We start from the raw sequence: 23,262 nt of genomic DNA on the forward strand, positions 1-23,262 counted from the left end.
TGATAATTATTCTCATTAAATGCGAGATGAAGCAACCTTAACACACGCCCATTACTGCCAACCCCAGTGGTAACAATGATAATTTAAACTAACGATAGAACTTGCGAATAGATGAATCATATTTAATTTAGTATTCAGTCTGGTTGTTTGTTGTTTGCGAACACGATCTCTATTCTCAGCCATTATTGGCGCTGCTGCGCTTGATAGAGAGAGCGAATTAATGAACCTGACCCTGGACTATCTTTCACTCGCGATTTTGTTTGTTGTGCTGTTGATCTTTGTTTATGGCCTGATCGTGTTGCATGACATTCCTTATGAAATGGCGAAAAAACGCAATCATCCGCATCAGGAAGCGATTCACGTTGCAGGCTGGATCAGCCTGTTTTTTCTGCATGTGATTTGGCCGTTTCTGTGGATATGGGCCGTATTGTATGACCCGGACACTAAGCGCTGGCGTGGTATGCAGACGGAGGTGACTCAGGAGCAGTACGATCAACTGCTGGCGCGCATTGAACAGTTGGAACAACACAACGAGGTGAAGTGATGGAAACGTTGATTATTCTGAGTTACATCGCACTATGTGTGGTGGTGTTTAAAGTGTTCCGTGTGCCAAAAAACAAATGGACACTGACCACCGCCAGCGTGATTGGCATGTGTCTGGTCGGATGGATTTTTCTGTACATGGCGATGTATCAGCCCGTTTCGCGCATGGCCCGGGTGTACAGCGTGACCACACCAATCACGTCTCGAGTCGAAGGGTTGATCACCCAGGTCTACATCAAGGGAAACGAAGCGCTGAAAGCCGGTGACCCTCTGTATCAAATTGATCCGGCGCCATTTCAAGATAAGGTTGAGCGAATCGAGAGCGATATCCAGCGCACCGATGCGGCCATTGCGTTTTATCAGTCAGAGCTGGATCGCTACAAAAACCTGGGCCGAAAAGGCTTCTCGTCACAGGAGAGTATTGACACGGTTGAATCCAACTTGTTGGCTCAACAGGCGCAAAAGTCGCAATATCAGGCACAATTGTCGTTGGCAAAATTCAACCTGGATGCAACGACAGTGCGTGCACCAACGGATGGGTACGTCAGCCAGATGGCGTTGCGCCCGGGAATGAAGAGTCGAATGGTGCCGTTTCAGGGCAATATGACGTTTGTTCATCAAGAAGACAAACAGATATTTGCGGCTTTTAAGCAGTCACCGGCGCGCTACATCAAAGTGGGGTATCCGGCGGAAGTGACGTTCAACACCATTCCTGGCCATGCGTACAAAGCGCATGTTGTGCAAGTGAACGACATCATGGCACAGGGATCATTCCAACCCTCAGGTAAGTTGCAATATCCGGAACACATCCCGGCGAATGGACGTTTACTGGTCAAGGTGGAACTCGACGAGCCGGCGTTATTGCTGGGCATGCCTGTGCCTGCCGGAGCTGACGCCCACGTTGCTGTGTATTCACCAAAGTGGGAGATGTTCAGCATCGTACGCAAAGTGATACTACGAATGCAAAGTTGGCAGAATTGGGTATTTGAAGGTTAAATCCTCACTCAGCGAGAATGAGTAAAAGGGCGGGTTCAGTGGCAAGGAAATTGTGCACTGAATCCGCTTTTTTGTGCCTGCTTTTTTTAGGCGGAGGGCGAAAAAGATAGTATCCTCTGCTGTGCAACAACAGGCTTATTAGGTCTCACTCATCGGTTTCACGGAGGAAGCATGAGTCACAACCACTGGGAGCAGTTTTCCCGGAACTTTGAAGCAAAAAATAACTACGTAGTGGGCGAAGACAATGTCCGCAGGATCAAGCAGCGTTTATCTGCGATTACCTCGGTTGGAAAACTGTTGGAACTGGGTTGTGGCAACGGCACTTACACGGAGTGTTTTGTCGAGCAGGCCACGTCAGTGACCGCAACGGATTTGTCGGATGCCATGTTGGCGGTGACTGCGCAGCGCTTTGAGAATGAACCTAAGGTCCACGTCGAAAAAGCCAACTGTTTTTTCCTGCCTTACAAAGATGACACCTTCGATACCGTATTTATGGCCAATCTGCTGCATGTGATTCCCAATCAGGAGCGGGCGCTGATGGAAGTCCGTCGCGTGCTGAAACCGGCTGGTCGCTTATACATTCTCAGCTATACGCAACATGAAATGAGCCTCTGGGAGCGTTGCAAACTGCGTTTTCGTTATACGCTTGCTTATCGAACTAAGCCCCGTCATGCGATTGTTCTTACCCCCTCTCTGACAGAATCGTTTTGCCGCGCAGCCGGTTTTAATGAGGTTCAATGCCAGATGTTAGGCAGCAAGGTTAAAGCGGTATTTGCTCAGGTAGTGACAACATAATCATTTAATAATCAATAAGATGAATTGACTTTTTCGCAAAGGCGAGCACAATGTGAACCGTTTTTTAAACCACGAAATGCTGACAAGAGGACACCCAATGGATCGTAATCTCATCCGGCAACTGCAAAGCCAGAGTTCCTGGCGATTGTTTTTTCTCGCGCTGGTGACTCTGGGGATCTACACCGCGTACTATGCGAAGAGTCAAAGCGAGAAAATTAACGCCCTGCCACACGGTATGACGCCGATTAATCAAGGTTTCATGGAGACGGTATTCGGTCTGGCCTGCATCGGTATGATGACGCGGGTACTGTCGATACTGCTCTACGACAATCTGATGTTGTCTCTTGTCGACAACCTGATTGGGTTGTCAGTATCGATTATGCTGCTGATTTGGGGCTTTAAGGCGCGTAACCGGGTGAACGCGGCGCTTGGGTTTGAGCCGGGTTCAGCACGGGCTTTCAGTGCGTTGTTTACGGTGTTGTTTACGCCCTTGTATTTCAACTATAAGGTGAACTGCCTGTGTGAAGAGCTGGACTCTGATGAGCAGAGCACGCAGACGCAGCTTGATGCCTAATAAAAAAGCGACGCGGATGCGTCGCTTTTTGTTGAACCCAGGTCAGCGATTATTGGTCGTTTAAGCGTGGCTCGACCAGATTAAAGCGATTTGGGATCTGATTATCGAGGACAGACATGAAGCGGTTAAGCAGTTGTTTGTCACCACTGAGCGTAATTTTGCCACTCTTGACGGCCTGTTCGGGGGTGACTTTGCCTCCCAGCACGCTAAACAGTGTCAGGTTATCCGAGCTGATTGTGCCGCTGCTGTCTTTTGGTTGGTAGTCTTTCGACGCGTTCATCACACCATTTTCGATTTCCACCCCATAGTTTTCACCGTTGAGTTTGAAATCAAACGCGATACGGCCTGCCTGAAGCGATTTTTCCGGCACAATGCGTGTTGCGAAGACCTGAATCATCAAATCCGATGGGATCGCTTTGATCACGTCCGGACCGGCGGTGTTGATTGGCTGTGGCAGCATTTGTTTATTGCGCAGCTCCTGGGCTGCGGTAAGGTACCAGTTACGCACCAGAGACGTTTCTTCCTGATACCCGAGTTGCTCAAAGGCATCCGCCATCAGATAGTTAGCATCGGTGTTGTCTTTGGTGTAAGCGACAATATTGTCCAGTAACTGAACCGTGAAGGCGTAGTCGCCTTTTTGGTATGAGTCGAGCGCTTTTTCGATCACCTTGCCCTCACCGCCGAATGCAGCAACGTAACGCTGTCCGGTTTCGGCGTCGGTATGGCGTGCCAGCTGCACAGGGTTGCCGTCGTACCAGCCGAGGTTATTGACATAAGTGGCGATCACGTTGTTTTCGAAATTGCCGTAGTAATCGCGGTTGTACCACTGTTTCATGATCGGATCGGCGATCTCAATGTGTTTGGCGATATCGCGCGGGCGATAACCATGGTTGGCCAGACGGGTGGTTTGATCATTGATGGCCTTGTAGAGATCACGCTGCCCTTTCATGTAGCTGACGACATCCTGATTACCCCAGGTAGGCCACGTGTGTGGTCCGAACAACACCTGAGCGTGGTCCTGCCAGTCGATGATCGCCTGGTTAATGTAGCTGGCCCATTTGCCAGCATCCCGCGTTTTAGCGCCACGTAGCGTGTAGATGTTGTGTTGCAACTGGTTGACATCTTCTGCCATAGAGATAGCGCCCCAAGCCGGGATTTCAAACACCATTTCAGCGGGTGCTTCGGAGTCCGGCGCCAAATGGAACTCAAACTTCAGGCCATCAATGGTGACTTCCTGCTTATTGTGTGTGATTTCATGTACAGCGGTAGGCAGCCCGTTGTCGCCATTTGGCACCAGCGGCCCCAGTGCTGCGGTTGTGATGCCTTTATCGTTTTTCGGTAAGACGGCGCCGTATTGGTAAATTGAGCGACGGCTCATGATGTTCCCAAATAAGACGTTTTCACTGACCGCTTCTTTCACAAACCCTTGCGGTACGTAAATCGGAATACGCCCGGATTGGAAGTCTTGTTCGGTGGCGAGACCGGTTTGGATCACCCCTTCAATACCACCAAAATGATCGGTGTGCGAGTGGGAGAGAATGATCGCTTTGAGCGGACGGTTACCGCGATGTTTGGCATACAGTTCGTAAGCCATTTTCATCGTTTTTGGCGAGAATTCGACGTCATAGAGAATGATGCCGTTCGGGGTTTCAATAATGGTCAAGTTGGCCAGATCATTGCCGCGCACCTGATAAATTTTATCGGGCAAAATTTCATATAAGCCGCCGCGGTTGACTAACTGAGAATGGCGCCACAAGCTAGGGTTGACGGTCGCCGGAGCGGGTTTTCCCTGCACAAACTGCATGGCCGGAATATCGGCAACACCTTCAATCAGGCCGCCATTGGGCAACGGTGCAATGAAGCCACGGTCGGCTTGTTGAAACGCTTTTGTGTCGGTGAAATCGAGCTGCTGATAAACCTCGTCATTGGCCTTGGTGGTGAAGTCAGTGGCGTCTTTGGTTTGGGAAGTAAACTGGTAGCTGCTCAGCGGTGCAGCGTAAAGTGACGGCGAAATCAATAGCGCCAACGGCACAAGTGCCAGACGTTTGGTTACAATGAAGCTCACGGGCATTACCTCTCTAACTGAGTAAGAGTGGCAGACAGCTCTGCCACGGACTAAGTTAGAGTAAGTGGCGCTAACTGATTGATCGATAGAGCAACCGTAAAAAGTGGATTAAATATAATTCATCTTTTATTTGGCATTTGATTTATTTTTATTGAACTTAATTTGGCAGTCAGCGTGGATGGATGCAGCCGAGAGCCAACATCAGTGAAACTGGGTAGAACAGGCATTCTGGTCGGGTTATTGCTTCCGACACCCATGTTCGTGTTGGGGCATGGGTATCTGCAATCGGAGAGAGTAGGGTGGCGTATTTGTTCACGCAGCGCGGACACACACATACCGGGTTCGGATCATCGAATGGTAAGAACCGTTATCGGCCGTGCTGCCAGATGAACAAGTACGCCAGAAAAGAACTAGGCGGTCAGGGTAAACAGTTGGAGACCGAGAATACCGCTGATTCCCATCACCACAATCAACGACGCTTTGAACACGGCCTTGGACCAGAATTCGTAGTTATCATAGTTGACTGGGCGGAAAGTCACGCGTAGCCAGTAAAGACAGACCAGCGCGGCCACAGCAAGAAATTCATATTCCGCCTGACCAAACAGAAACAGGGCCATCGCGACGACGCTAAACGCAACCACGTAGGCTTTCATGTGTTTCTGAGCTTTCATGATACCGGATTTGACCGGCAGTACCGGAATACCGGCTTCACGGTAGTCCTGGATCCTGAACATCGCAATCGCGTACGAGTGTGGCATTTGCCACAAACAGAACAAAGTGAACAACAGGATTGCTTCAATACCGATGTAGTTGGTGACCGCCAGATAGCCCACCAAAGGCGGAACCGCGCCGGAAATACTGCCAACCGCTGTACCGTATACTGAGGTGCGTTTGTACCACATGGTGTAAAAGAAAACGTAAAACACGTAGCCCAGCAGGACCACCACTGTCGACAGTGGGTTGACCTTAAGGTACAGCGTTGCGGTACCGGCCAGCAACAGTACCAGAGCGTACACAAATGCAGCATCGATACTGATTTTACCCTGAACCATTTCGCGGTTGCGGGTACGCGCCATTTTGAAATCAATGTCGCGGTCAAAAATATTGTTGACCACACAGCCGGAGGCTATCACCAGTGCAACCCCAACCATGGTCACTGCAAGCAGTGACCCGGTTGCAGGCTCTGATTTGGCTGCGAGGAAGAACCCCGCAGCCACAGAGATCAGGTTGCCGAAAATGATGCCTGGCTTGGTCAGTGAGACATAGCTTTTCAGCATATCAGACCTACAGCATCATATTTTCGTGCAGGTTCCACATGATCCATAGGGAACCTGCAATCAGGATCAGCACCACAATGGCACTGAACACCAGTGACACCATGTTCCATTGGCCTGCTTCGGTTTTTACTTCCATATGCAGGAAGTAAGCGAAGTGAACCACGATCTGCACGATGGCACAGCCAAACAGCAATGCGTAGGTGGTCGCTTCCGGCAGAGTTTGCGTCCAGGCAAAGTAAAACGGGATCACGGTCAGGATCAGTGAAAAGATAAAACCTTTCACGTAATCGCGTGCACCGGTGTCTGCGTGTTGATTGCTCATTACATCACTCCTACCAGGTAAACAATGGTGAATACACAGATCCAGACGATGTCCAGGAAGTGCCAGAACAGGCTCAGACACTGGAATCGGGTTTCCATCATCTCATTCAGGCCTTTGGTGCTCAGTTGGTGGTAACACACCGCCAGCCAGATCAGACCAAACGACACGTGCAGACCGTGTGTACCGACCAGCGTGAAGAACGCAGACAAGAATGCACTGTTTTGCGGGCCAAAGCCTTCTTCAATCAGGTGATGGAACTCGTAAATCTCCATACCGATAAAGCCCAGGCCGAACAGGAAGGTCACGGCCAGCCACAGTTTCATCGATGAGAGATCTTTGCGTTTCATCGCAATCATCCCGAAACCGAATGTGATACTGCTCAGCAGCAGTAGCATGGTTTCGACGAATACGAATGGCAGTTCAAAGATCTCTTTACCGTCCGGGCCATTGGCGGTTGCGCCAGCCAGTACCGCATATGTTGCAAACAGGGTTGCAAACAAAATGCAGTCGCTCATCAGGTAAATCCAAAAACCAAACAGCTTGTTACCACCGGTATCATGGTGGTGATCATGAGCGTGAGTATTAGCGTGCATAGGTCACCTCCATATCGTCTTCGTCACCGTCAGTCTGAGGCGCTGCCTTACCAGCTTCAGCCAGTTTCGCGCGGCGCTGCGCTTCGACTTCTTTGATTTCTTCAACGGTAACGTAGTAATCCACGTCTTCGTTGTAACTGTGACGGATACAAGCGACGACGATGCCGACAAAGCTCGCGGCAGCCAGCCACCAGATGTACCAGATCATTGCGAAACCAAAGATCATGGCCCAAGCGGACACATACATACCCGTTGGCGTGTTCTTTGGCATGTGAATAGGCTCGTATTCGACTTCTTGCTCAGGTTTGAATTCACCGCGCTGTTTCTGGTACCAGAATGCGTCGACTTCATCGCCTTTTGGCAGGTGAGCGAAGTTGTAGAATGGCGGCGGTGAGGATGTTGCCCATTCCAGAGTACGTGCATCCCACGGGTCACCCGTCAGATCCAGGTTCTGGTTGCGGTCACGAATACTGACGTAGATTTGCACGAACTGGCACAGTACGCCAAGTGCAATAACCGCTGTGCCGGCAGCTGCAATCGCCAGCAGCGGGAAGAACTCAGGGTTCAGATCCTGGCTGATACGGCGAGTCATACCCATAAAGCCCAGCGCGTAGAGCGGCAGGAAGGCCATACAGAAACCGATGATCCAGCAGTAGAACGCACGTTTGCCCCAAGATTCGTTCATCATGAAGCCTGTTGCTTTCGGGAACCAGTAAGTCAGTGCCGCGAAACAGCCAAATACCACACCACCAATGATTACGTTGTGGAAGTGAGCGATCAGGAAGACCGAGTTATGCAGAACGAAGTCGGCACCTGGTACCGCCATCAGTACGCCAGTCATACCCCCGATCGAGAAAGTGATCAGGAAGCCGACGGTCCACAGCATAGGAGTGGTGAACGTGATGCGGCCTTTGTACATGGTAAACAACCAGTTGAATATCTTAACCCCGGTCGGGATTGAGATAATCATGGTGGCGATACCAAAGAAGGCATTCACGTTTGCGCCGGAGCCCATGGTGAAGAAGTGATGCAGCCATACAATGAAGGCCAGCACCGTAATCACGATGGTCGCCCACACCAGCGAGGTATAACCGAACAGCTTCTTACGCGCAAAAGTCGCGGTGACTTCGGAGAACACACCAAACACCGGCAGCACCAATATGTACACTTCCGGGTGACCCCACGCCCAAATCAGGTTGACATACATCATCATGTTGCCCCCCATGTCATTGGTGAAGAAGTGCATGCCCAGATAGCGATCCAAAGTCAGTAGCGCAATGGTTACGGTCAGAATTGGGAACGAGATGATGATCAGGATGTTGGCGCACAGGGAAGCCCAGGTGAACACCGGCATTTTCATCAGCGGCATAGACGGGGTACGCATACGCAATATAGTGACAAAGAAGTTCACACCCGTCAGCGTTGTGCCCACACCGGATATTTGCAATGCCCAGATCCAATAGTCGACCCCGACCCCGGGGCTGGCGTCAATACCAGACAAAGGAGGGTAGGCCAGCCAACCAGTACGACCAAATTCGCCAACACCCAGTGACAGGTTTGTCAGAATCACACCAACCACAAACAGCCAGAAGCTCAGGTTATTCAGGTAAGGGAATGCCACATCACGCGCACCGATCTGCAGAGGGATCACGATGTTCATCAAACCGATAACCAGAGGCATCGCGACGAAGAAAATCATGATCACACCGTGGGCGGTGAAGATCTGGTCATAGTGGTGCTGAGGCAGGTAACCTGCTTCACCTGCTGATGAGAGCAGTTGCTGGCTTCGCATCATCACCGCATCGGCAAAGCCGCGCAGCAACATGATCATTGCGACTGCAATGTACATGAAACCAAGTTTTTTGTGGTCTACCGAGGTAAACCATTCATTCCAAAGGTATGCCCATTTGCCCGCTTTGGTAACGGCCGCAAGAACAGCAACGCCGACGATCGCGATAACGGCCAGCGTTATCATGATAATCGGCTCATGATATGGAATGGAATCGAGAGTTAATCTTCCAAACATAGGGTTATCCTTCATCTTCGACCAGACAAGCTTTGTCAAAGCTGGCGTTCATTGAACCCGGGTATTGGGTTACGACGTTGGTGAACAGCTCAGGCACTACTTTCGAGTAGTAAGTCACTGGCTCATCAATCGATGGTTTTGCCAGGGCTTTATAAGCGCTCAGATCGGCCAGGGTATCTGGGCTGGACTGAACTTTTTCTACCCATTTATCGAAGCTGGCGCGGTCTGCGGTCGCAGTCGCGGTGAACTTCATGTGCGAGAATCCTTCGCCGCTGTAGCTGGCTGCAATACCCTTGAAGTCACCTTCGTGGTTAGCAATCAGATGCAGGCGGGTCACCATGCCTGGCATGGCGTAGATCTGGCTGCCCAGACGCGGGATAAAGAACGAGTTCATGATGTTGTCAGAAGTGAGCTTGAACTCGACAGGTACATCTTTCGGGAACACGACATGGTTTAGAGTGGCAATGTGTTGTTCTGGGTAGATGAACAGCCATTTCCAGTCCATGGAGACCACTTCAATCGTCATTGGCTCAACATCGCTGGCCAAAGGTTTTGAAGGTTCCAATTCATGCGTTGAGTGCCAGGTGATAGTACCGAGGATCGCGATGATGATGATAGGAATCGTCCATACCACCAGCTCGATCTTGGTCGAGTGAGACCACTCCGGAGCATACTCTTCGTCAGTATTCGACGCGCGGTATTTGAAAGAAAAGTAGATGGTCATCAGGATGACGGGGATCACCACAATGAGCATCAACACCAGTGAGGTGATGATCAGTTCTTTCTCTTGTACACCAATAGCGCCTTTCGGATTTAGCAAAGCAGAATCGCATCCGGAGAGCAGGAGAATGGCAAAAGCCAACCCAGCCCTAGACAAGATGCTTTTGTATCTTGAGGCTTCCATTAACTAACTTTCTCAATGTTTATCCGGCGGACAGGGCGGGCCTGAGTCACCGGGTTTAGTCGTTTGAATGTATTATGTTGAGCAATAGCAACGAAGCACTTCAAAGTGCGCTATCCGTAAGAGAATGGCGGTCGTTAATAACCCTGCTTCTTATATGGATTAAATGTTACACTTTGAAATACAATGTTACATCCGGCGCATTATGAGGATTTACAAGGGGAAGCTCATTAGACGAATATGAAAACTTACCTTTCATATTTGGTGTGTTCTAGGCGCGTGGTTTTATAAATGATAAGGATTTTCACTTACGGTTATTGTTATATAACCTTATGATTTTATTTGCTTAGTATGCTGTCCGGTTACTGGGTGCGATAGTCGGTTATTCCGTACGGTGCTGCTGATAAGTTGCCCGTTATTGTTGTGCAAATTTGTGATCTTAGTCCCTTATTGTGAAATTGGTAAAATCACGTGTTTTGGCGAAAGCATTCGGTGCTTTTATACAAGGCTTGTTTGAGCCATTGATGGCCGGAATCGTTCTGTTGACTTTGGTGCCAGGTGATATAAATCGGCACTTTTTGCGTCTCAAACGGGACGGGAAGAATTTGCAACTGAGGAAACTGAGCAATGTGCCAGCGCGTGCTGACACACAACCAGTCGGTTTGTGCCGCCATCATCAGCGCGTTAGCGCTGGAGCTGGTGATATAGGCGACCTGGCGCTCCGGCTGTTTTTCCCGGGTCAGGGAATCGAGCGCGTAGAGGTTGTCACGTTGGGTTTTCCACAAGAGGTGCTTTTCTGCGTAAAACTGCTCATGGCTAAGGCGGTCTTGAATGCGCGGATGCTGCCGACTGGCAGCAACAGCCAGATCGATGTGAAACAGCAGTTGATTATGATAGCCGTGATCTTCAAAAGGTATGGTCGCCAGGATCAGATCCACTTTGCGTTTGCGCAGTTCTTCTTGGCGATCCTGCTCATTAAGCCGTTCAACGTCGGCGTGAATCGTGATGTTAGGCGCATGCAGAGACTGGTACGCTGACAACGCCGGCAGAACCATCACGTCAATGTCCTGATGGCTGGAAATGCGGAATGTCCGTTCGCTGGTTAATGGATCGAACAAGGTGCGCGAGCTGCCACCATTGAGTAAAACGCTGAGCGGAGCTTCGATTTCGGCGTGCAGTTCAATGGCAAAGTTGGTCGGGGTAATACCACGTCCCTGGCGGATGAACAGGGGATCCTGATACAGTTCACGTAGACGATTCAGTGCATGACTGACCGCAGGCGGAGTGACGCCTGTGAGCTCAGCAGCTTCGTTGACGCTGCGGGTTTTCATCACCGCATCGAAAGTTTTGAATAAGTTCAGATCCATTATGGGTTTCCATCAAGCCATCCTTAGCCTGAGATTAGACATAAACCGTATGATTTACAATATGTTATGTCGTTGCATATTGGCGCTGAAGGTGTGCCAGCACGTCATTCAGCGAATCATTAATCTGGTGGCCGAAGGCTCGTACTTCCGCACATGGCTGAACCAAATCGGGGATCTGAAAGGTGGTCATATTGGCCGCAACTGCCGAGCGCACGCCATTATTTGAATCTTCAAAGGCCAGGCACGCTTGCGGCTGAACGCCAAGACGGCCAGCAGCCAACAGATAAATTTCAGGATCCGGCTTACCGCGCTGCACCTCACATCCGGTTGTGAGATTATCGAAATAGTGATCCAATCCGGCCAGTTTGAGTTTTATCTGAGCGATCTCTTTTTGCGTTGAGGTTGCCACGGCGGTCGGAATACCTTGCGCTTTCAACCAGGTGAGTAACTCTACCACACCATCTTTGACCGGGATCGCCTGATGTTTGACCACCGCATCGTAACGCTTGCGCCATTCTGCGTGTAGCGTTGGGTAGTCCAGATCCGGGCCGTATCCCTGACGAATGGTTTCTTCAATCCCGGCCGCGTTACGACCGATGATACCCAGATAAATGTCTTTCAGAAACGGAACACTCAGTGCCTCACAGGCTTCCTGGAAAATACGCATACACACTCGCTCTGTGTCGAGCAGCAGTCCGTCCATGTCAAAAATTGCAGCTTGGAAGTTCATAGAATACAGCTTTTGGTTGAGGGAATCAGGTGATGCATTGTGACACAAGTCTCGTCGATAGTCCCTTTTCCTGTTGATCAATTCGTCAATCCATATATGGGATAAATCAATAATGAACAGTGTATTTTAAAGGGGAATGAAAAATGCACTTTTGGTGTCAATTATCTGAGACTGTACCGACAATTGCTCATTTTTATCAATGCTTACAGAAATTTAGCAGTTAAAGTGCTGGCGATAAACTATCATGTGTACTGTATATTCCGTATCACAACTGGATGCGGATATCTCCTTAATTAATGCTGATAAGGATTAAACAATGAAAAAGAGCCCTTGGCTGATTGCTGGCGCACTGATGCTGTCTGGATGTTCTACGATGAGTTCTGCTGATTACACCAAACCGTCTGCTGAAATGTTTCCGCAAATCGACGGTATGACTCGCCACGTTTTCTATCTTGATCCAGCGAACAACGAGCAGGATAAGCGCGTTGAAATCGTTGCTGGTAAAGAGATGATGCTAGACTGTAACCGCGTGTCACTTGGCGGTCAGATTGTTGAGCATGATTTGAAAGGTTGGGGTTACAACTACTTCCAGGTTGAAGGTTACACGGGTCAGGGGGCTTCCACACTGATGGCGTGTCCACCGGATCAGGAAAAAACCAAAGCGTTTGTGAAGATGTACAACAAAGATCTTTACCGCTATAACAGCAAACTGCCAGTGGTGGTGTACGCACCAGCAGAGCTGGATGTGAGCATCCGTATCTGGGCTCCAGAATCGTAATATTTTCCGGAGCTATTGGGCTCATACAGGAAAATTAACTCGGGCAGGGTTGTCGAGCAAAACACGAAGCTTTTGCAGACCCTGCTCGAATTTTTTCTCCGTCGCAATGGTGGTCAGAGCCAGACGTACGTACTGGCTGTCATGTTGGTCTGCGGTAAAGTAGCCGCCGCTGCTGATCAAAATTCCCTGTTTTTTTGCTTCGATTACCAACTTATCCTGTTGCCAGCCGTCAGGTAATGGCAGCCATATGTGGTAGCCCGTCCCTTGAGTGTCCGTGCCCAGAATTTGCTTTGCTAACGTTTGCCTTTGCACCGCGAGTGCCTTTTGTTTCTCGGCCATAGCAAATGCCTCTCCAGATTGAATTAAGTCGCTGGCAACGACGTAATTCAGTGGTGATGCCATCCAGATAGTGGCTCGGATGTGTGTGCTTAGCGTGTCGATATAATGATCCGGTACCTTGAGAAAACCGCAGCGCATGGCCGGACTGATGGCTTTTGACAGACTGGTGATGTGAAAACTCTGCTGAGGAATCCAGTTACTGATGGCGGGAATAGGTTCAGGGTTGAGGAAGCCGTATATGTCATCTTCAACCAACCAGGCTGAGGAAGCTTGCACCACCTTGGCGATCGCCTCACGTCGGTGGATGGGCATGGTGATGCCCGTCGGGTTGTGGTGTGAAGGAACCACAACAACCAGTTTGGGCTGGTGTTCGGCCAGAATGTGCGACAGGCTGTCCGCACGCATACCGTCTGCGTCCATTTCGACCGCAACGATCCGCCGTCCGGACAGGCTGGCAATGGCCAGAATCCCCGGATAGGTCAGTGCCTCCACCGCAATGGTGTCACCTAGCTGGGTAAGTGTCTCGACGATAAGAGACAGAGCGTGTTGGGCCCCGTTGGTCAGCAGGATGTTGTCCTGATTGGCGTGATCCAGACCATACGCCTGGGCCCACTTTGCGCCATTTTGCCGATGTGTCTGATGGCCGGATTGTTCACTGTAACCGAGTAAAGAAACATCCCAGCGAGCTTGGGAATAGGCTTGTTGCAGTGCTGCTGCGTTGTGCACCAGACACGGCTGTAAGATTGAGAAGTTAAATTCGTCGCTTTTCTCCTCAGCGCGAATCACCGATGCCAGATGCGAACCGCCGCAGACAAACGTTCCCCGCCCAACAAATGACTCTACTTTATTCATGTCTGTCAGCAGATTATAAGCTTTTGCTACCGTCGCTGGGGTTGTGGCTAATTCGATAGCCATTTCCCGGTGGGTGGGAAGTTTACTGCCCGCCGGATAGCGACCTTCTATAATCCGGGTGGTGATGGTATCGGCAATCTGACGGAACTTGGCTTCGCTCATACGGCTCTGGTTGACTTAATGACTTAGTGTAATGAATTAAAATTGATTAATTGACATATGTCAATGTCGGTGCTTAGATATTCAGCACAATCAAAATGGATAACGGCTAATCAGCGGGAGAAATGAGAGATGGAAACAAGTAAAGTCGCGTTTATTGGGCTGGGTGTCATGGGCTACCCAATGGCAGGTCATTTACAGCAAGCGGGTTACCAAACGTCGGTTTATAACCGTACGTCAGCGAAGGCGCAGCAATGGGCCGGGCAGTATGGTGGCCAGGCATTCGACACCCCGAAAGCCGCCGCTCACCACTGCGATGTGGTGTTTGTGTGTGTGGGCAACGACGACGATGTACGCAGTGTCATCTACGGCGAGGAAGGGGTGTTAGCTGGCCTCAAACCAGGTGCCGTACTGGTTGATCACACGACAACGTCTGCAGAACTGGCCTTAGAACTGGCCCAAGCGTGCCATCAACAAGGGAATCAGTTTGTGGATGCCCCGGTGTCGGGTGGTCAGGCCGGGGCAGAGAACGGCGTGCTGACCGTGATGTGCGGTGGTCAGCCTGATGCGTTCCAAAAGGCTCGTCCGATCATGGATGCGTATGCCAAACAAGTCGCTCTGATGGGGGAGAACGGTCAGGGTCAGCGTTGTAAGATGGTCAACCAGATTTGTATTGGCGGTATTTTGCAGGGGCTCAGTGAAGCTTTACTTTTGGCTCAGAAAGCCAATCTGGATATTGAACAGGTCGTTGACGTGCTCAAGCACGGTGCGGCGGGTTCATGGCAGATGGAAAATCGCGCTGTCACAATGGCACAGGACAAATTCGATTTTGGTTTTGCCATCGACTGGATGCGCAAAGATCTCGGTTTTTGCCTCAAAGAAGCACAGCGTTACGGATTAGAGTTACCGCTGACACGTAAGGTGGATGAGCAATACGCCGATTTACAACAAGACGGACTCGGCCGGATGGACACGTCGGTGCTGTTTAAAGCCGTGGCTAAACAGAACTCATAATTACAAGGGCCTCCATTCGGAGGCCCTTGTGGGATCTGACCGGGTCGCGCGAGCGCGGTTATGATCAAACTTCGCCGAGGAAACCACCCGTCTGATGAGCCCACAATTGTGCGTAGACGCCATTATGGGCCAACAATTCCTGATGGCTGCCTTGTTCGATGATGCGGCCGTTATCCATGACGATCAGGCGATCCATGGCGGCGATGGTCGACAGGCGATGCGCAATCGCGATGACGGTTTTGTCTTCCATCAGAACCTCCAGGTTTTCCTGGATTGCCACTTCTACTTCTGAATCCAGCGCTGAGGTGGCCTCGTCCATGATGAGGATCGGTGCATTTTTCAGCAGCACACGAGCTATCGCCACCCGCTGGCGTTGCCCGCCGGAAAGTTTCACGCCTCGCTCTCCAACCAGTACATCGTAGCCGCAGCGGCCTTCTTCATCTTTCAATGTGGTAATGAAATCATGGGCGTGAGCCTGACGCGCGGCTTCGATCATCGCCTCTTCACTGGCTTGAGGATCGCCGTACAGAATGTTGTCACGGATAGAGCGGTGCAGCAGCGAAGTATCCTGGGTGATCATGCCGATGTGGCTGCGCAGCGCTTCCTGAGAGACCTGCGAAATATCCTGTCCATCAATGCGGATCGCACCTGACTGGACATCGTAAAAACGCAGTAGCAGGTTGACCAGTGAGGATTTACCCGCACCGGAACGTCCGACAATACCGACTTTTTCGCCCGGTTTCAGGCGCAGGTTGAGCGCATCGAAGACAGGTTTATCGTCACCGTAACGGAAATGGATATTGTCGAATTCGATTTCACCGCGTTGCACGCTAAGCTCCCGCGCATCCGGTGCATCTTTGATTTCAACATCGTTGGAAATCGTGTTGATGCCATCCACCACTGTCCCAATGTTTTCAAACAGGGCACTCAGCTCCCACATGATCCATTTTGACATCCCCTGAACGCGCAGGGCGATGCTGATGGCGATGGCAATCACACCGACAGTCACTGCACTGTCAAGCCAGAGAAAAATCGACAATCCGGCAATCGACAGCAAAAGCAGGTAGTTGATGGCATCCACCGAAAACAGCAGGCAGGTCACCATACGCATCTGGCGGTAGACGGTCGACAGGAACGTCGCCATGCTGCTCTTAGCGTATTCCATCTCACGTTGTGAGTGCGAAAACAGTTTAACCGTGGTGATGTTGGTGTAGCTGTCGACAATCCGGCCGGTCATCTGTGAACGGGCATCGGCCTGATCGGTAGCCACCTGTTTCATGCGTGGAATGTAATAGATTTGGATACAGATATATGCGATCAGCCACACCAGGATCGGCAGCATCAGCGTCATGTCTGATTCGCCCATCATCCATACCATCGACACAAAATAGACACTGATGTACACCATGACATCGACCAGCTTCATTACGGTCTCCCGCACAGCCAGCGCACTTTGCATCACCTTGGTAGCGACCCGGCCGGCAAAATCACGCTGGAAAAAACCGACGCTCTGCTTGAGCAGGTAGCGGTGTACTTGCCAGCGGATCGACATCGGATAGTTACCCAGCAGTGTCTGGTGCATGATCATGGAGTGAAAAAACGCCAGTGCAGGCATGATGATCGCGACCAACGCGGCCATGGTCCATAAACGATTGCCCTGATCTGCCCAGAAAGTCTCTGGATTTTGGCTACCGAGAATATCGACCAGTTCACCCATATAACGGATCAGCGTTACTTCCGCGATCGCCACACACGCGCTGAGCAATGACATGATGACCAGCGGCTTTTCGAAGCCACGGGTGTAGTGACGGCAAAACCCGAACAGAGTGCGCGGCGGCTTCTGGGGTTCTTCCTCCGGAAAAGGGGCGGTGAGCTTTTCAAACCATTGGAACATAGAAAATTGACCTGAGATAAATTTAAATGAGATTTGTTCGCATTGTGACTATTAATTGCGAAATTTATCAGTAAAATGCGCAGGAATATTAAAGATAATCAGAATAATTCTCAATTTATTTAGGAGTCATTTGTCCATGCTTCATGCGCGCAAAACGATCCTGGCCGCAGTGGTACGCCGTGTAATTGCTTACGGTGTCGCGCCAATCGCGCTTGTTTCTCATGCTTTTGCTGACGAACAGGAACAACCTCAGGTGATGGAAACGATGGTGGTCACGGCTTCCGCACTGAAAGTCGAAACGCCGATGGAAGAGACGCCGAAAGCGGTGTCAATCGTTACAGAAGAAGATATGGCCCAGCGCAATCCACAAAAACTGGATGAAGCGTTACGCTACACATCGGGCGTGACGTCACAGCCTTATGGTGCTGACAACGATACCGATTGGATCAAAGTGCGCGGTTTTGACGCCGCCACGTATCTGGACGGCAGCCGTCTGTTCAAAGATGGTTACTACACCTGGTTATTGGAACCTTATGGTCTGGAGCGCGTGGAGCTGATCAAAGGGCCCGCTTCTATTCTGTTTGGTGAAGCACCTCCGGGCGGCGTGGTGAACGCGGTTCAGAAGAAACCAACCGATGTCCCTCAGGGTGAACTGCATCTGGAGGGAGGGAACAACAACCATCAGGCAGTGGGTTTTGACATTTCTGACTACGCCAATGATGACGGCAGCGTTCGCTACCGCCTGGTGGGGATGCTGAAAAACACTGACGGTGAACTAAACGGAACAGAAACCAAACGTTACTATCTGGCACCGAGTCTGGCGATTGATGTCTCTGACAACACCCAACTGATCTTGCTGGCATCGGTACTGCATGATGAAGGTGTGCCAACCAATGGTTTCTTCCCGGCTTATGGCACCATCATCAACACGCCGGATGGCAAAATTGACCCGTCGACCAACCTTGGCGAGCCAGATTACGATAAGTATGAGCGGCACGCAAATTTCGGTGGGTTATCAGATTGAACATCAGGCCAGCGATGTCTGGACGTTATCGCAAAATCTGAATTACGCCTACAACGATCTGTATCTTCGCAGTTCTTATGCGTTCCCGAGTGACACATCGACGGTCGTCGGTCGTGGCATCGTGTTCCGCGATGGGCACAACAACAGTTTTACGGTGGATAACAAAGCCGTTGCCAAGTGGAACACGTCCCGGGTCGAGAACACGGTGTTAATGGGAGTGGATTTCCAGAACCACCAAAACAAAGGTAAGGAAGAGGACAACTTCAACTTCGGAGACATCGACGCACTCAATCCGGAGTACGGCAACTTTAACCCGTTGGATCCGGCCAATGCTCACGACCGTCGTATCAATAAAACCCAGACCAGTCTCTATGCTCAATACCAAGCCATGCTGGACTATCAGTGGGTGGGTGTGATTGGCGGTCGTTACGACTACGTGAAAACGCGCAATGAAAGCGACAAACTGTCGCAGAGTGAGTCACGTAATGATGGCAATTTTTCGTTCAACGCCGGTGTGATGTATTTGTCGCCGCTCGGATTGTCCCCGTATGTCAGCTACTCCGAGTCGTTCGAAGTACTGAGCTCGATAGATCTTGCCACGGGTAAGCTTTACAAGCCTCTGGAAGGTCAGCAACAAGAGGTTGGGGTGAAATATACGCCGGACTTCTTTGACGGATACATCAACCTGGCCTGGTTTGATTTGACACAGAAGAATGCGCTGGTCACCAATCCATCGACGTCAGTACAAACTCAGTCGGGCGAAGTTCGTTCAAAAGGCGTTGAACTGGAAGCGGCCGGTTACGTGACGGAAGATATCAAACTCACGGCCAGCTACACCTATACCGATGCAACAACGGAAGATACCAACGGGCAAGGTCGTAAGTCAGTGGCATTGATCCCACGTCACAGCGCGTCGACCTGGATCAATTACGATGCGGCAAACGCGGGCCTGTATGGCTGGAACTTCGCGACGGGTGTCCGCTACATCGGTGAGACAAAAGACAATCCGAAAAGCAGCAACCGCACGGTACCGAGCTACACCTTGTGGGATGCGATGATCTCTTATGACATCACCCCACAATGGCAGGCTCAGATCAACGCGACCAATCTGCTGGACAAAGAGTACATTTCTGGCTGTGACTATTACTGTTACTACGGCCAGTCGAGACAAGTTGTTCTTAGCGCCAACTACCGCTGGTAATGTTTACGCCAACAACCGCCCATCTTGGGCGGTTGTGCTTTTAAGGGGGCGAAAAATGTTCCATTTATCCAATGTTGCCATGATACGTGATGGCAGAACCATATTGTCGATTGATGAGTTGAGGGTGCCGACCGATCAACTGACGGTCATTCTGGGTCACAACGGCTCTGGTAAGTCGACGCTGGTCAGTTTGTTATCGGGCCAGCAAGCGCCGGATCTGGGGGTGGTGTTGCTCAACAATCAGTCACTGGCCGCATTGAAAAGCCGCGAGTTGGCCAAAGCGGTCGCATTTTTACCACAAAAACTGCCGACCTCTGCTGGTCTGACGGTACGTGAGTTGGTCCGGTTGGGGCGTTTTGCCTGGCGTGGCACGCTGGGGCGTTGGCGCAGTGACGATCAGACGATCATTGCTGATGCCATGCAGAAAACCGGTGTTGAGCGCTTTGCTGACACATTGGCGGAGCAATTGTCTGGCGGTGAGCGTCAACGTGCCTGGGTTTCCATGTTGTTGGCGCAACAGGCGCCAGTGCTGATCCTGGATGAGCCGACCTCCGCCCTGGACGTGCATCATCAATATCAGTTGATGGCTTTGCTGGCAGAACTCAACCATCAGCAAGGACACGGCGTGATCGTTATCTTGCACGACCTGAATCTGGCCATTCGTTATGCCTCACACATTATCGCGCTCAAGCAGGGCAAGGTAGCCTTTGAAGGCCCCGCTGACAGGGTGCTTGACGAAAAACGTTTGTCGGATCTCTATCAGTCCAACATTCGTCTGATCGACCATCCGCATCCGACAGTTCATTCTAAAACCAATAAACTAGCAGTAGTATGTGCATGATTCGTAAAGCCTTCTTATATTTCTATTTGTTCTTTTTTACGTTGCTGTCGGGCTCAGCTCTGGCCGAAATCCGAATTGCGGACGCGCGTGGCGAGCAGGTGCTGCCACAGGTGCCGGAGCGCATTGTCGTGCTCAACTGGGACTTGCTGGAACAGCTGCTGGAGCTTGGCGTTACGCCGGTTGGCGCGCCAAACCTGCCAGCTTATCGGGAGTGGGTAGTGACACCTCAGGCTCCGGCTGGTATCACGGATATTGGTACTCGCGCAGAGCCGAATCTGGAAAAAATTGCCGCCCTAAAGCCGGACTTGATCCTGGCGGCATCACCCCAAAAAGATCTGGTGCCGGTGCTGGAAACCATCGCACCAGTGCTTTATCTGCCTAATTTCCAGGCCAGCGATCAGAGTGCTCAGGTGGCGATAGCGCATTTTCGTTTGCTGAGTCAGGTGGTGGACAAAGCGGCTCTGGCGGAGCAGAAGTTGTCGGAACTAAACGCGCATCTGATGATGCAGAAACAGAGACTGCATCAGGCGTTTGGCGATGCGCTTCCGCAGGTGCTGGCGATGCGATTTGCCAACCCGACCTCCGTGTATTTGTATACGGAAAACTCTACAACTCAGTATGCGCTGCGCCAATTGGGGTTAAACACGCCATTACCTCAGCGTGATGCCGTATGGGGGATAGCACAACAGCGCCTCACGGCACTGGCGTCCATCGACAGCGCGTATGTGCTGTATTTTCTACCGTTTCCACAGCGTGAACAGGTCGAGCAATCTGTTCTGTGGCGTGCGCTGCCGTTTGTGCGTGCGGGAAAATTCAATGCCGTTCGTCCGGTCTGGAATTACGGCGGGGCGATGTCCATTCGTTATATTGCTGACGCAGTGACGGACAGTCTGTTGGAGGTCACCGCGTAGCAATGACTTCTAAGCACTTTATTTTTCTCAGTTTTGCCTTGGTATTGATCGCGGCCATCAGTCTCCAGTTTGGGAACGCTCTGACTTTTCCGGTCCAATGGTCGCTTGCCACTATGAGTCGGGATGCGGACAGTTTCGCCGACGTTCACTTTGTGTATGCACAACTGCCACGAGCAATAATGGCCATTGTGGTTGGCGCCGTGTTGGGGCTCGCGGGCAGTTTAATGCAACAGTTGACTCAAAATACATTGACATCTCCCCTGACGCTCGGAACGTCTTCGGGCGCCTGGCTGGCGCTGGTGGTGGTGAATGTCTGGTTTTCCGATTGGGCAGCGCAATACAGTGTATTGGCCGCCATGGGCGGCGCGATCGCGGCATTCGGGTTGGTTGTGGTCATCACCGGCCTGAACAACATGACGGGTTTACCTTTGGTGGTGTCCGGCATGGTGGTCAATATCCTGCTTGGTGCGTTCGCCAGTGGCATTATTCTTCTCAATCAGCAATTTGCGCAGAATATTTTTATCTGGGGCGCGGGAGATTTGGCGCAGAATGGCTGGGACGACCTGCTGTGGTTGTTGCCCAAACTGTCTCTGGCGCTGCCACTACTGTTGTTTGCACCGCGTATTCTGACTTTGATGCGGCTGGGCCAGCAAGGCGCATCGGCGCGCGGACTGAATGTCGTGCCGATATTTTTTGCGTTAATGCTGGGCGGCATCTGGCTGGTTTCGGCGTCGATCACTATGGTGGGCATCATCTCTTTTATCGGTTTGCTGACGCCGAATATCGCGCGGGCTTGCGGTGCGCGTACCCCGCATCAGGAGCTGTGGGCGAGTGTCCTGTTGGGGGCTGTGTTACTGCTGATCACGGATACACTGGCTATAGTCATCAGTGACTGGATTGGGCAAATGGTCCCAAGTGGTGTGACCGCTGCTGCGATTGGTGCTCCAGCACTCATCTGGTTCAGCCGTCGTCGACTGTCTGCACAGGATCATTTGGCGGTTTCGCTGCCGCTGGGTAGTGCGCGCCTGAAAACACATCGCGTGTTGGGGCTGGCATTGGTGTTGCTGGGTGGGGTGGTGCTGCATCTTGGGTTTCAGTTTACCGACCACGGCGCCGCGATAATGTGGCCGACCGAGTTTCAATGGCTGCTGCGCTGGTCAAGAATGACCACGGCACTGTTCGCCGGTTTAGGTCTGGCTATGGCTGGTGTGGTGTTGCAGCGATTGATATACAACCCTTTGGCCAGCCCGGATATCCTGGGGGTCTCGTCGGGGGCCACATTTGCGTTGGTATTGGTGGGCGTGGTCTTGGGAGAACGGATGTTTTCGGCACAATGGGCGGTTGCGCTGTTTGGCAGCCTGAGTGTTCTGGCGATATTGCTGTTTCTTGGACGCCGACACAATTTTGCACCGTCCAGCCTGGTGCTCACCGGGATCGCCCTGACGGCCTTGATTGAAGCTCTGTTGCAATTTTGTCTCGCCAAAGGCAGTGGTGACAGCTACACCATTTTGCTGTGGCTGTCAGGTTCGACATATCGGGTTCAGGCCGAACAGGCGATCTGGTTGATGGGCTCCGTATCGGTGTTGTGCTTTGTGGCCGTGTGTACCTCCCGCTGGCTGACGTTGATTTCCATCGGCCGGGAATTTGCCAATGCACGTGGCCTGGGCATTCAACTGGCGAGCGCAGGGTTGTTGGTCTTGGTGGCGCTGATGTGCGCGCTGGTCACTGCCACAATGGGACCGGTCGCTTTTGTCGGTTTGGTCGCGCCACATATGGCGTATATGTTGGGGGCGAAGCAGGCACGGCAGCAATTGTTGGTTGCCGGCTTGATTGGGGCCACGTTGATGCTTTGGGCAGACTGGCTTGGTCAGGTGTTGCTGCATCCGATGCAAATTGCGACTGGGACTATTGTATCGATCATGGGCGGTGGCTACTTCCTGCTGTTGATGGTGACGCGCAAAGCCCGTTAACGTTGTTACAACAGAAAATTGCTGATAAAAGCACGCACGGTATTGATTAAGAATAATGAATACCTTGTGTGCTTTTTTATAGGTGTATAT

19 protein-coding genes and 1 pseudogene are annotated in these 23,262 nt (G+C 51.3%); 10 read left to right on the forward strand and 10 right to left on the reverse strand.

Features of this window, described 5'->3' with window-relative positions; genetic code table 11:
• Positions 1-220 precede the first annotated feature (220 nt).
• From CAG65_RS00920 to CAG65_RS00935, 4 genes are all read left to right on the forward strand, one after another.
• Positions 221-544 carry a DUF3302 domain-containing protein gene (locus CAG65_RS00920; protein WP_021706441.1) on the forward strand — a complete coding sequence of 108 codons (324 nt, stop codon included), beginning with the start codon at positions 221-223 and terminating at the stop codon, positions 542-544.
• Positions 544-1,539 carry an HlyD family secretion protein gene (locus CAG65_RS00925; protein ID WP_161451536.1) on the forward strand — a complete coding sequence of 332 codons (996 nt, stop codon included), beginning with the start codon at positions 544-546 and terminating at the stop codon, positions 1,537-1,539. Before CAG65_RS00920 ends, CAG65_RS00925 begins: the two co-directional genes overlap by 1 nt.
• A 171-nt stretch (positions 1,540-1,710) precedes the next feature.
• Entirely contained in the window at positions 1,711-2,334 is a 624-nt protein-coding gene (locus tag CAG65_RS00930; protein ID WP_161451537.1) for a class I SAM-dependent methyltransferase, read from the forward strand.
• A gap of 97 nt (positions 2,335-2,431) precedes the next feature.
• A complete protein-coding gene (locus CAG65_RS00935; RefSeq protein WP_161451538.1) occupies positions 2,432-2,908 on the forward strand; it encodes a DUF4234 domain-containing protein in 477 nt (158 codons plus the stop codon).
• Positions 2,909-2,957: 49 nt separating this feature from the next.
• On the opposite strand, the gene CAG65_RS00940 is transcribed toward CAG65_RS00935, so the two are convergent.
• The 8 genes from CAG65_RS00940 to CAG65_RS00975 all read right to left on the reverse strand — a co-directional run bounded on the left by CAG65_RS00940 (position 2,958) and on the right by CAG65_RS00975 (position 12,189).
• Entirely contained in the window at positions 2,958-4,973 is a 2,016-nt protein-coding gene (locus CAG65_RS00940; protein WP_337247536.1) for an alkyl/aryl-sulfatase, read from the reverse strand.
• A gap of 410 nt (positions 4,974-5,383) precedes the next feature.
• Entirely contained in the window at positions 5,384-6,250 is an 867-nt protein-coding gene (gene cyoE / locus CAG65_RS00945) for a heme o synthase (protein WP_021706436.1), read from the reverse strand.
• A 7-nt stretch (positions 6,251-6,257) separates the two neighbouring features.
• Positions 6,258-6,572: a cytochrome o ubiquinol oxidase subunit IV gene (gene cyoD, locus CAG65_RS00950; RefSeq protein ID WP_021706435.1), complete on the reverse strand. Its 315-nt coding sequence runs from the start codon at positions 6,570-6,572 to the stop codon at positions 6,258-6,260.
• Entirely contained in the window at positions 6,572-7,165 is a 594-nt protein-coding gene (gene cyoC / locus CAG65_RS00955; protein ID WP_161451541.1) for a cytochrome o ubiquinol oxidase subunit III, read from the reverse strand. Before cyoC ends, cyoD begins: the two co-directional genes overlap by 1 nt.
• Positions 7,155-9,191, reverse strand: a complete 2,037-nt coding sequence (gene cyoB / locus CAG65_RS00960) for a cytochrome o ubiquinol oxidase subunit I (RefSeq protein WP_161451543.1) — start codon at positions 9,189-9,191, stop codon at positions 7,155-7,157. Before cyoB ends, cyoC begins: the two co-directional genes overlap by 11 nt.
• A 4-nt stretch (positions 9,192-9,195) precedes the next feature.
• The gene (cyoA, locus tag CAG65_RS00965) at positions 9,196-10,095 is read right to left on the reverse strand and encodes a ubiquinol oxidase subunit II (protein WP_161451544.1); all 900 of its coding nucleotides are present in this window, start codon (positions 10,093-10,095) and stop codon (positions 9,196-9,198) included.
• Positions 10,096-10,559: 464 nt separating this feature from the next.
• Positions 10,560-11,459, reverse strand: coding sequence for a LysR family transcriptional regulator (locus CAG65_RS00970; protein ID WP_161451546.1), 900 nt, complete (start codon positions 11,457-11,459; stop codon positions 10,560-10,562).
• Between the two features lie 64 nt (positions 11,460-11,523).
• Positions 11,524-12,189 (reverse strand): HAD family hydrolase, encoded by a 666-nt coding sequence (locus tag CAG65_RS00975; RefSeq protein ID WP_021706430.1) that lies wholly within the window; start codon positions 12,187-12,189, stop codon positions 11,524-11,526.
• Between the two features lie 316 nt (positions 12,190-12,505).
• On the opposite strand from CAG65_RS00975, the gene CAG65_RS00980 reads away from it, so the two are divergent.
• Positions 12,506-12,967 carry an ecotin family protein gene (locus CAG65_RS00980; protein WP_021706429.1) on the forward strand — a complete coding sequence of 154 codons (462 nt, stop codon included), beginning with the start codon at positions 12,506-12,508 and terminating at the stop codon, positions 12,965-12,967.
• Positions 12,968-12,988: 21 nt separating this feature from the next.
• On the opposite strand, the gene CAG65_RS00985 is transcribed toward CAG65_RS00980, so the two are convergent.
• Positions 12,989-14,320 (reverse strand): aminotransferase-like domain-containing protein, encoded by a 1,332-nt coding sequence (locus tag CAG65_RS00985; RefSeq protein ID WP_161451548.1) that lies wholly within the window; start codon positions 14,318-14,320, stop codon positions 12,989-12,991.
• A gap of 129 nt (positions 14,321-14,449) precedes the next feature.
• On the opposite strand from CAG65_RS00985, the gene CAG65_RS00990 reads away from it, so the two are divergent.
• A complete protein-coding gene (locus tag CAG65_RS00990; protein ID WP_161451550.1) occupies positions 14,450-15,331 on the forward strand; it encodes an NAD(P)-dependent oxidoreductase in 882 nt (293 codons plus the stop codon).
• A 64-nt stretch (positions 15,332-15,395) separates the two neighbouring features.
• Here the strand turns inward: CAG65_RS00990 and CAG65_RS00995 are convergent, their stop codons facing one another.
• The gene (locus CAG65_RS00995) at positions 15,396-17,225 is read right to left on the reverse strand and encodes an ABC transporter ATP-binding protein (protein WP_161451553.1); all 1,830 of its coding nucleotides are present in this window, start codon (positions 17,223-17,225) and stop codon (positions 15,396-15,398) included.
• 136 nt (positions 17,226-17,361) lie between these two features.
• Between CAG65_RS00995 and CAG65_RS01000 the strand changes: the two are divergent.
• The 4 genes and pseudogenes from CAG65_RS01000 (at position 17,362) to fhuB (ending at position 23,172) form a co-directional block, all read left to right on the forward strand.
• Positions 17,362-19,450, forward strand: a pseudogene (locus CAG65_RS01000) (TonB-dependent siderophore receptor).
• A gap of 55 nt (positions 19,451-19,505) precedes the next feature.
• Positions 19,506-20,291, forward strand: a complete 786-nt coding sequence (locus CAG65_RS01005) for an ABC transporter ATP-binding protein (protein ID WP_021706424.1) — start codon at positions 19,506-19,508, stop codon at positions 20,289-20,291.
• Positions 20,282-21,202, forward strand: coding sequence for an ABC transporter substrate-binding protein (locus CAG65_RS01010; RefSeq protein WP_161451555.1), 921 nt, complete (start codon positions 20,282-20,284; stop codon positions 21,200-21,202). The genes CAG65_RS01005 and CAG65_RS01010 overlap by 10 nt, the downstream gene beginning before the upstream one ends.
• A 2-nt stretch (positions 21,203-21,204) precedes the next feature.
• A complete protein-coding gene (gene fhuB, locus CAG65_RS01015) occupies positions 21,205-23,172 on the forward strand; it encodes a Fe(3+)-hydroxamate ABC transporter permease FhuB (RefSeq protein WP_161451557.1) in 1,968 nt (655 codons plus the stop codon).
• Positions 23,173-23,262 lie beyond the last annotated feature (90 nt).

This window comes from Vibrio sp. V39_P1S14PM300 (genome assembly GCF_009904765.1).
In the GTDB taxonomy this organism is placed as follows: domain Bacteria; phylum Pseudomonadota; class Gammaproteobacteria; order Enterobacterales; family Vibrionaceae; genus Vibrio; species Vibrio proteolyticus.

Excerpts from the sequence above, each read along its gene's own strand:
- CAG65_RS00920 (WP_021706441.1), top strand. The coding sequence starts at position 221 with ATGAACCTGACCCTGGACTATCTTTCACTCGCGATTTTGTTTGTTGTG.
- CAG65_RS00925 (WP_161451536.1), top strand. The coding sequence starts at position 544 with ATGGAAACGTTGATTATTCTGAGTTACATCGCACTATGTGTGGTGGTG.
- CAG65_RS00930 (WP_161451537.1), top strand. The coding sequence starts at position 1,711 with ATGAGTCACAACCACTGGGAGCAGTTTTCCCGGAACTTTGAAGCAAAA.
- CAG65_RS00935 (WP_161451538.1), top strand. The coding sequence starts at position 2,432 with ATGGATCGTAATCTCATCCGGCAACTGCAAAGCCAGAGTTCCTGGCGA.
- cyoE (WP_021706436.1), bottom strand. The coding sequence starts at position 6,250 with ATGCTGAAAAGCTATGTCTCACTGACCAAGCCAGGCATCATTTTCGGC.
- cyoD (WP_021706435.1), bottom strand. The coding sequence starts at position 6,572 with ATGAGCAATCAACACGCAGACACCGGTGCACGCGATTACGTGAAAGGT.
- cyoC (WP_161451541.1), bottom strand. The coding sequence starts at position 7,165 with ATGCACGCTAATACTCACGCTCATGATCACCACCATGATACCGGTGGT.
- cyoB (WP_161451543.1), bottom strand. The coding sequence starts at position 9,191 with ATGTTTGGAAGATTAACTCTCGATTCCATTCCATATCATGAGCCGATT.
- cyoA (WP_161451544.1), bottom strand. The coding sequence starts at position 10,095 with ATGGAAGCCTCAAGATACAAAAGCATCTTGTCTAGGGCTGGGTTGGCT.
- CAG65_RS00970 (WP_161451546.1), bottom strand. The coding sequence starts at position 11,459 with ATGGATCTGAACTTATTCAAAACTTTCGATGCGGTGATGAAAACCCGC.
- CAG65_RS00975 (WP_021706430.1), bottom strand. The coding sequence starts at position 12,189 with ATGAACTTCCAAGCTGCAATTTTTGACATGGACGGACTGCTGCTCGAC.
- CAG65_RS00980 (WP_021706429.1), top strand. The coding sequence starts at position 12,506 with ATGAAAAAGAGCCCTTGGCTGATTGCTGGCGCACTGATGCTGTCTGGA.
- CAG65_RS00985 (WP_161451548.1), bottom strand. The coding sequence starts at position 14,320 with ATGAGCGAAGCCAAGTTCCGTCAGATTGCCGATACCATCACCACCCGG.
- CAG65_RS00990 (WP_161451550.1), top strand. The coding sequence starts at position 14,450 with ATGGAAACAAGTAAAGTCGCGTTTATTGGGCTGGGTGTCATGGGCTAC.
- CAG65_RS00995 (WP_161451553.1), bottom strand. The coding sequence starts at position 17,225 with ATGTTCCAATGGTTTGAAAAGCTCACCGCCCCTTTTCCGGAGGAAGAA.
- CAG65_RS01005 (WP_021706424.1), top strand. The coding sequence starts at position 19,506 with ATGTTCCATTTATCCAATGTTGCCATGATACGTGATGGCAGAACCATA.
- CAG65_RS01010 (WP_161451555.1), top strand. The coding sequence starts at position 20,282 with ATGTGCATGATTCGTAAAGCCTTCTTATATTTCTATTTGTTCTTTTTT.
- fhuB (WP_161451557.1), top strand. The coding sequence starts at position 21,205 with ATGACTTCTAAGCACTTTATTTTTCTCAGTTTTGCCTTGGTATTGATC.